Here is an 8850-nt window from a genome sequence, read left to right as displayed (position 1 = left end):
CCATGCCTGCTCTCTGTCTTTTAATCCAAATGCCCCATTCATCATTTTGATGCCATGACAGTAATTGCCAAAGTCGCCCCCCATATAGTGATCAGGATCCGACGGATGAGCTGAGTCAATGGATAAATCATTGCCAAGCTGATCAACAACGCTGTTACAAGTAGAATTGACAAAGCTCAGAACGTTTTCTCTGGGCCATAAGTGTATAGCGAACAACACACCACTGCTCTGTGGTGCGTCGGGTGTTGGAGTATCCGTTTCAGTGGGTACAGATATAACGGTTTTAGTGTCTTTCATAGTCAACTGCACTTGCCCTGTTTTCTGAAAACATCTTACATTCAGTGCAGCGTTTTGAGTGTCTGTTGATCCTGGTACACCTTGTGAAAGATCAAACTCAGAGTGCAAAAATCGGTAGACGAAATTTTCTTCTGTGCCAAACTCACCATGATTGCTACAGCCCAGATCTACCGGCCTGATCCTCATATCGTTATTCGCTGGATCAAGCACCACCCTGATGTTGACTGCAACAAAAATACCCGCGCCCCTCAGATTCAGAATACCCGCCGGTATATAATCCTGTGTGGTCGGGGTTGTAACGGGATATCCTGAGGAAGCAGTGGCTGATGAAACACCAATATCCAGAGGGTTTCTGGAATCGATTTCGATATTCGCCAAATAATAGACAGCATTATTATGGGTTGCCGACATCACGTAGTGACGCTGTAAGCCTCCCTCAATAACAAATTCAGGCAAGATATCCGCTCCGTTCCCCACAAAAGCCGAGTTGTCCGGTAACTGAAAACTGTTGACTCTTCTATGGCTGTCAGAAACGGGCTCTGACAATGGCAATTCATAGACGGCCGGTTGTTCCTGTCCGGGCGATTGCTCTGCATCAAAGATAAACAAAGTTGGACAGATGGTTTCAAAAGCCTCATGAGTCAGTTTTTCTGTTGTACTCGATATCTTTCTTATCTTAACTGTTTCAGGGATTGATGAAGGAGTCACTGAAGGATTCGGAGAACTGCGTAGAGAAATATTTGAAGACGTAGTCGGGGAAGTTGTTGTTGAAGATGCCCGATTGTTCTTTTCCCTGATGAGAGCCTTAAAAGCCGACAAATGATGATTGCACACCTCCCTATCGAAACAATTGGTTAATTCAGAACAATTTGAAACCTCTGTATATGCAGAACTGTCCGCTGGCCCAACTGCGGGGAAAACATGACAAGAAAAGGCGAACACTACTGACAATAGAGCAACCGTCAAGCCCGATCTAAAGCTATTCATAACTGCACTCTGCCGCATATTTGAAAGCCAAAACAGATGTATCCTTGCCGTGACAATCCTTTTTGAAAAGTCGTTATTTATCCTAGACCGGAAATTGGATAAAGAAAGGCAATGTCTTCAGCAATAGGAAATGAGCCCCAAGTCTCTGACAGGTATTATCACGAGAAAGCCGGTAAGTTAACCCCAAGCTATCCGGCAGTTTCTGTCACCGGTTTACCCGACACAACAGCCAGCTTTACTGCGGATTACCTGAACACAGCAGTGTATGATTTCATTCTCTTTTCAGACATGTGACACACCTCGATGGCCTCGTGTATAACCCGCATCTACGTTTATATGGCCGGAGATCTCTAACCACTTCAATCAGCTGGACTAGCGGAATGCCCAAACCTAAAGTAGCAGCTAACATCTGGCTGGTGTATCTTACCGAGGCTTGCCTGATATGTTTTGAAAAATAGAACCAGCTATGGGTAATGGCCTGATTCACAACCAATGCACCAATACCTGCAGACACTATCTGCCCTGGTTTTAATCTTTTTCTGCCAGTATTACTCATAGCCATAGCACCTGTATCAGTAACGTGGGGTGATTGAGTTGTAGAATCGGATATCGGCATAGGGGAGTTACAGGCAGCATCAAATCTCGCCGAAGACCCTGCCTTCACTGAAGCAAATCCTAGTTGGTAACGTTTAGCCAATTCAGTCGAACATCTATGCGAATCAGCCTGATCAACGCCTGTCAAGCCCCATGCCTCGTCTCTGCCTTTTAATCCGAATGTTCCCTGGATTACTTTAGTATCAGAACAGTACCTGCCACCCGAGATACCTCCCATATAGAGAAAAAGGTCCGATGGATTGGCTGACTCGGCGCATAGATCATTGCCAAACTGATCAACAATGCTGTTATAAGTAGAATCAACCAGGTGCAGAACGTTTTCTCTATGCCATAAGTGCATATCGAACAACACACCACTGCTTTTCAATGGTGCAGGCGTTGCCGTTTCAGTGGGTAAGGATATGACGGTTTTAGTGTTTTTCATGGTCAACTGCACTTGCCCTTTATTCTGAAAGCAATCAACAGTCAGCGCAGCATTTTGATATTGTGTTGATTTCTGTATACCTTGCAGGAGATCAAATTCAGAATGCATAAATCGATAGACGAAACTCTCTTCTGTTCCTCTCCCATCACCATGATCAGTACATCCCAACTCTACCAGTTTGATCGCTACCTGATTATCCACCGGATCAAGCACCACCTTGATGTTGTCTGCAACAAAGATACCCGCACCCCGGAGATTCAGAACGCCTCCGGGTACATAACGTGGTTTTCTCGGGGGTGAGACAGAAGGCACTGTGGCAACTGCTGTGAATGATTTGCCTGTATCCAGAGGATTTCTCGAATCGACCTTGATATTCGCCAGATAATAAACAGAATCATTATGGGGTGCCGACATCACGTAATGGAACCAGCTGTGTCCCTTAATAACAAACTCAGGCAGAATATCGATGCGATTCCCCACAAAAGCAGAGTTATCCGGTAACTGAAAACTGCTGAAACCTATGGAAAAGTGCCTGCTACGCCCGGTCATTGGCAATTCATAAACGGCAGCTTGTCCATTTCCAGACGTTTGCTCTGCATCAAAGATAAACAAGGTCGGATGGATGGTTCTAAAAACCTCATGCCCCAGTCTGTTTGTTGTAGCGGATATTTTTCTTATCCTGACCGCTTTAGAGCCTGGAGGAGTGTCTGTGCAAGTACTTAAGAACGCATTCCGGGAAATAGCCGGGCAAGTTGTTGAAGATGACTGATTGCTTTTCTCCCTGATGAGATTTTTAAGAACAGGTAAATGACGCCTGCACACGTCCCTGTCAGCACGACTGTTTAATTCAGAGCAACTTGAAACTTCTGTAAATACATCACTGCCCGCTGACTCACCCGTGCCGTAAACATGACAGGGGAAGCAATAAACCGCTGAGAATAGAGCAACTACCAACCCGGATCTTAAGGTATTCATCATTTCAATCTTTCTAATATTTAAAAATCGAAACAGATATTCCTTATCGTTGTAATCCTTTTTAAGACAGCCCGAGCAACTTTAGACCAGATATTTCATAAATAAAGGCAAAGCTTTCCACTTTAAGAAACAAGCCTCCCTCCTTCGGAACTTTCGTTGTTCAAATGGTACTGTATGTCAGCAAAAATCGATCCAAGCGAATCGACACATTTGGACTGCAGTGGCAGCTTTGGCGCAGTGAGCTGGATTGAAGAAATCTCGACGCGTAAGGCGATGAAAAGTGGAACCCGGCTGTTTGGTAATATCATTTTATCCCTGATGAATGCAGGAAAGGCTCTGCTCTCACATACGAAGAAGCTGCTCGACTTCCGGGCAGATAGTGCCAGACTTGAACACCCTGCACGAGATGGTTATTCAGGACGAACAAGATTAGGTTTTTGTGCCGTGGGTGGGGCTTAATATCTACCCGGAGATCTGTGATTGAAATCAATGTGTAAACGTTGCCAATGGAGAAGGTTTTTTTATTAAATTCTGAAAAGTTTTTACAGCACTGAATGGAACAATTTTTTTGATGGCTAAGTATAAATACAGAGTCTAGACTTCATGTCGATTGCTTCAAAGGGTTCTGAGCATGATCATGCTGAAACACTATTTATTAGCCCGGTTAGTCGCCCCTTTATTCCTGTTAATGGCTTTGTTTGCAGAAGCCTGGACGACTCAATCTCCAAACGTCAACTCTTCTCCAGCTTCAACCTCTTCTTCTATAGCACCCTATCCTCCTCTGCCGACAGTATTGTGTGACTCTCTTCCAGCACAAACGCCGGGGGTTCAGCAGCGGCTACGCCAGTACGTAGAACTTGTCAAGGGACGACAGTGTATTGTTCTCGCTGCTGATCCGACAGAGGATCTGAGTGAGACGATCAAACGGGCTCCTGAGAACACTGTTATCCTGCTCTCTTCCGAGACTGTGTCTACTGCGTCTTCTACTTCTACATCCTCTCTCCCTCCGGTGGATAAAACCCCGATTGAGTATCTTATTAATAAAGGAATAGTTTTGAAGGACGGTCAGGACATCATTGGTGCAGCAGACGACGGTTTTGAAATAGTTATCAGAGTTGACGCAGGTTTTAAAGATCTGTCTATGGTCATGATTGATGACATGTACGATTTCGATAAAACGAGAGACAGTCACATAAGGCATGTTACTTTCCAGCCCGTTGGACCTGAGAACAATGTGGGGGCTTTTTCTATTATTTATGCTGGTTGTTATAACCGGAAACTGATTGTAGAAAATAACCTGTTTTATGTGTCTGTCAGACGGGCCGGACTTTTCCTCTCTTGCGCAGGATCCCTTGATGCATCGGTGAACCAGGGTTCGGGCCTGCAGTTTGCCAATAACGTCATGATAGGTAAATCCATACTCTACGACGGGAGTGATATTGTTCCTAAAGGGATAGATATTTATTATGCCGGTACGCAGCAGTTACAGAAGATCGCTGTTATTGAAAATATATTCCAGGGAGAGATGGCACACGCGGGTGACTTTTACCTACCGGCTGGGAGCAGTATGGATATTTTCAGAAACACGGTTGATATCAACAACAATATGCTGGGCAAGAAACCTCTCTCAACGAGACCGGCTCGTTTTAGAGATGGTTTCTTTCTCAGGGGTAATTATGATACAAAAGTCAACTTGTTACCTCCCCTTTTTAATCTGGCAGGCAATCGGATACGCTCAAAAAGTACAGCTATAGGTATCGAAGGACACATTAAACTGGCCCTGGCCTGTAACCATCTTCAGGCAGCCAATCCGTGGCGACAATATCCACCTTCATGGTGGTGGCGACCAAAACAATACGGCTTGAAAGCCGTTGATCCACTACCATTGGCAGGAGAGTGTGAAGGCACTGCGGATTCAACCGGTGCCGTGGTAACGCCCACTTCACCGACAGTCTGCCAGGTTTTCAATACCTGGACGTCTATCGATGGTTCCATGATCAATCCTTTGAGTGGACTGGACAGCCTTGATGGTCGGCTATTCAGCCTTGATGGTCAGTTATTTTTGATGTATTAGTCAACATCTCAGTGACAATAGGCTTCTTGTTCAGAGCCTGCAACGTCGAAGCTGGGCACCGTAGTTTGAAGCTCGACTGTCGACTTTTTTAGCCGTATTCAACAGCCAGGGCTTTTTCTTGTGACTCCCACGCTTATAGCCACCCCAACCCTCATGATAATTCAGGTAGAGCAAATCAGCACGCCATAGAGAGACACCATTAATACGACGGGTCTTGTTGGTATACCAGCCAATAAAATCAATGGCATCCTCAAAATCATCCCGCCCCCTGAACCAGCCACCGTTCTCTTTCAGGTACATTTCCCAGGTGCCATCCTGGGCCTGGGCATAGCCGTAGGCTGATGAATTTCTGGGCAATGGAATAAACAGGAACCAGGGTCTGGGGGGTCTGACATCATGACGATAAGAGGATTCCTGATACATGATAGCCATCATGATCTGAATGGGAGTCCCCCATTTTTCATTGGCTTTTTTAGCGTGTCGATACCAACTACGCTTTTCTTTGAAAATACTGCATAAGTTATGGGGATTGGCAGGCGGTGTTGTGCTGGCACAGCCGGTCAGAAAAAGAAATCCTGTTATCATTATGATCAGTGCCAGTCCCCGTTTCACGTATCAGACTCCCCATTGCTGCATCAAAACAATAAACTCATCTTCTGTAACGACACGAACACCAAGATTTTGAGCCTTGGTCAGCTTCGAGCCCGCTTTTTCTCCAGCCAGGAGCGCCGTGGTTTTTGCTGAGACAGAGCCGGTAACTTTGGCGCCCACTTTCTGTAATACGGCCTTGCCTTCATCCCGGGTCATAGTGTGCAGGGTTCCTGTCAGCACCCAAACCTCACCTTGTAAGGGTTGATCCACATCCTCTTCCTGTCCGGTGTCTTCATCCCAGTGCACGCCAACTTTCAGCAGTTCATCCATCACTTCAAGATTATGCTCCTGCTTGAAAAACGTTTCTATATGAGCAGCAACGACAGGACCGACATCATCCACTTCCTGTAACTGCTCGACCGTCGCTGACTTGATCGCCTCAAGATCACGATAATGAGCCACCAGACTCTGAGCAGTCGCTTCACCTACCTCACGAATGCCCAGTCCGTAGATAAATCTGGCCAGCGTCGTTTTCTGGCTGGCCTTCAAGGCATTGACCAGATTGGTGGCTGATTTTTTGCCCATTCGCTCAAGGGATGCAATAGGCTCTGCTCCGAGTTTGTAAAGGTCAGCCACAGTATTCACAAGACCTTTCTCGACAAACTGATCCACCAGCTTATCACCCAGGCCATCAATATCCATGGCTTTCCTTGAAGCAAAGTGTTTGATGGCCTCCTTACGCTGGGCCGAACAATAAAGACCACCAGTGCAGCGAGCTGCTGCTTCGTCTTCATCTCTTTCAACGTCTGAATGGCACACCGGGCAGCGCTCAGGCAATTCAATATCTCTGGCATCAGCTGGTCTTCGGTCGGGAATAGCCCGAACCACCTTTGGAATCACGTCCCCAGCCCGGTGAATCACAACGGTATCACCTATTTTCAGACCCAGACGTGCCACCTCGTCCATATTATGGAGGGTTGCATTGCTGACGGTGACCCCACCCACAAAGACCGGCTCGAGACGGGCAACCGGCGTAATGGCACCTGTTCTGCCCACCTGGAACTCCACATCTTTCAAAAGGGTCATTTCTTCCCGGGCAGGAAACTTATGGGCAACGGCCCATCGGGGAGCACGAGCTACAAAACCCAGTTGCTCCTGCAGGGCCAGACGGTTGACCTTATAAACAATACCATCAATTTCGTAGGGCAAAGCTTCGCGCTTCTCACTCATTCTGGAAAAGTATTCAGCACAGGCAGCAGCCCCTTTAACTACCCGCAGCTCCGGATTGACCCGCAGGCCCCAGGTTTTAAAACGCTCAAGAATATCCGCATGCCTGTCAGGCAACTCACCCCCTTCAACCACACCGGCACTGTAACAGTAAATATCCAGAGGTCTTTTCGCCGTTATTTTCGAGTCAAGCTGTCTCAGACTGCCCGCTGCTGCATTGCGGGGATTAACGAACACTTTTTCATCCCGGGCTTTAGCTCTCTTATTCAGCCTTTCAAAACCTTCCTTGGGCATAAAGATTTCACCACGAACTTCCAGACGATCAGGCCAACCTTCACCCAGCAATTTCAGAGGAATAGTAGCAATGGTGCGAACATTCAGAGTGATATCTTCGCCAGTCGTACCATCCCCACGGGTAGCACCTCGCATCAGCGCCCCCTTCTCGTATAAAAGGCTGACCGCAATCCCATCCAGTTTGGGTTCGCAGGCATATTCTACTGCTGAATCGGTGCCCAAACGCTCACGGACTCTGCGGTCAAAGTCATTGAGATCGTCTTCGTTAAACGCGTTATCCAGCGACAGCATGGGCAGTTCATGACGAATCTGGCCAAACACTTTCAGGGGGGCAGCACCCACTCGCTGGGTGGGTGATTCAGGTGTAATCAGCTCGGGAAAATCCGCTTCGATGGACTTCAGCTGCTGCATCAGCCGATCATAACTGGCATCGGCAATGATCGGATCGTCCAGAACATAGTAACGATAGTTATGATCATTGATCTGCTCTCGCAGCCCTTGAGCTTGCTGTTGAGCTTCCTTAAGAGAGAGGGTAGTTTGGGTCATGATTCTGTTACTTAAACGGTCCTGAGTGATTCTAAACCGCCTTGAGCCTGTACACTGAAGCCCCCGATAGACCGGGGGAGGATAAAAATTAATGAGAGGTAGAGATGGATCAGTCAGCCAGCTTCTGGGTTAACTGTTTTCTTTCGAAATCGCGAATACGCTGACGATAATGCTCCAGTGTCTGTTGCGTCAGTACACTGAAGTGTTCGTCTTTTAGTTCTCCACCCAAATCCAGCGCCAACTGTCGTACAGTTTCTTCCATCAGCATAAACGCCTTGAGTGGCTCACGGGGTCCGGGCAATCCCATAAAAACACTGACAGCCGGTGTATCAGTCGATTCCAGTTTACCAATATCAAAAGTGCCCGGCTCTACCCCATTTGCCATGCTGAACAGGATCTGTCCGGTTCCATCCTTGTTGGCATAACGGTGAAAGATCGACATATCGCCGTAGCGCATGCCTGAAGCCATCAGACTCTGGAGCAACCTTGCGCCGTCAAAGTTTTCACCACCTTTTGCCAGCAGATTGATCACCAGGATTTCACTGGCTGCAGGACGGTCTGCAAGCTTTTCCTGATTGACAGAACGGTGACTTTTCTCAGTTCTTGCGGGCTTGGTCTTTGCAAATGTGGGGGGTACAGCGGCCTGGGGTTCTTCAACAAACTCAGACTTAAAAGTAAAACTTTCCTGCACGGGTGCAGGTTCTTCAACACCGGAAACAGGCTCTTTTACTCTGGATCCGGGCTCGACAGAAGGCACTTCCGGTACTTCATCAACCTGAGTCAGAACCGGTAAGGGCTCTGATTTTTCCTGAACTTCCGG

General features: G+C 47.2%; 7 protein-coding genes. 2 read left to right on the top strand and 5 right to left on the bottom strand.

The window, feature by feature from the left end:
* Positions 1-1005, bottom strand: a 1005-nt coding sequence (locus KDK16_RS11915; RefSeq protein WP_257276288.1) for a hypothetical protein, incomplete at its 3' end; no start/stop codon positions are given.
* 550 nt (positions 1006-1555) lie between these two features.
* On the bottom strand, positions 1556-3301 hold the full coding sequence (locus KDK16_RS11910) for a hypothetical protein (RefSeq protein WP_257276287.1): 1746 nt from the start codon (positions 3299-3301) through the stop codon (positions 1556-1558).
* 171 nt (positions 3302-3472) lie between these two features.
* Between KDK16_RS11910 and KDK16_RS11905 the strand changes: the two genes are divergently transcribed.
* Together KDK16_RS11905 and KDK16_RS11900 are read left to right on the top strand one after the other, a co-directional pair.
* Positions 3473-3757: a hypothetical protein gene (locus KDK16_RS11905; protein ID WP_257276286.1), complete on the top strand. Its 285-nt coding sequence runs from the start codon at positions 3473-3475 to the stop codon at positions 3755-3757.
* A gap of 178 nt (positions 3758-3935) precedes the next feature.
* Positions 3936-5372, top strand: a complete 1437-nt coding sequence (locus KDK16_RS11900; RefSeq protein WP_257276285.1) for a hypothetical protein — start codon at positions 3936-3938, stop codon at positions 5370-5372.
* Positions 5373-5402: 30 nt separating this feature from the next.
* Here KDK16_RS11900 and KDK16_RS11895 read toward each other — a convergent pair whose 3' ends face one another.
* The 3 genes from KDK16_RS11895 to zipA all read right to left on the bottom strand — a co-directional run.
* On the bottom strand, positions 5403-5957 hold the full coding sequence (locus KDK16_RS11895; protein WP_257276284.1) for a hypothetical protein: 555 nt from the start codon (positions 5955-5957) through the stop codon (positions 5403-5405).
* A gap of 30 nt (positions 5958-5987) precedes the next feature.
* Positions 5988-8030 carry an NAD-dependent DNA ligase LigA gene (gene ligA, locus KDK16_RS11890; RefSeq protein WP_257276283.1) on the bottom strand — a complete coding sequence of 681 codons (2043 nt, stop codon included), beginning with the start codon at positions 8028-8030 and terminating at the stop codon, positions 5988-5990.
* Positions 8031-8139: 109 nt separating this feature from the next.
* Positions 8140-8850, bottom strand: a 711-nt coding sequence (zipA, locus tag KDK16_RS11885) for a cell division protein ZipA (protein ID WP_257276282.1), incomplete at its 5' end; no start/stop codon positions are given.

Source organism: Endozoicomonas sp. SESOKO4 (assembly GCF_024606275.1).
Note: the sequence above shows the minus strand (reverse complement) of the source record. Positions and strands in the feature narration are given on the sequence as shown.

Excerpts from the sequence above, each read along its gene's own strand:
- KDK16_RS11910 (WP_257276287.1), bottom strand. The coding sequence starts at position 3,301 with ATGATGAATACCTTAAGATCCGGGTTGGTAGTTGCTCTATTCTCAGCG.
- KDK16_RS11905 (WP_257276286.1), top strand. The coding sequence starts at position 3,473 with ATGTCAGCAAAAATCGATCCAAGCGAATCGACACATTTGGACTGCAGT.
- KDK16_RS11900 (WP_257276285.1), top strand. The coding sequence starts at position 3,936 with ATGCTGAAACACTATTTATTAGCCCGGTTAGTCGCCCCTTTATTCCTG.
- KDK16_RS11895 (WP_257276284.1), bottom strand. The coding sequence starts at position 5,957 with ATGATAACAGGATTTCTTTTTCTGACCGGCTGTGCCAGCACAACACCG.
- ligA (WP_257276283.1), bottom strand. The coding sequence starts at position 8,030 with ATGACCCAAACTACCCTCTCTCTTAAGGAAGCTCAACAGCAAGCTCAA.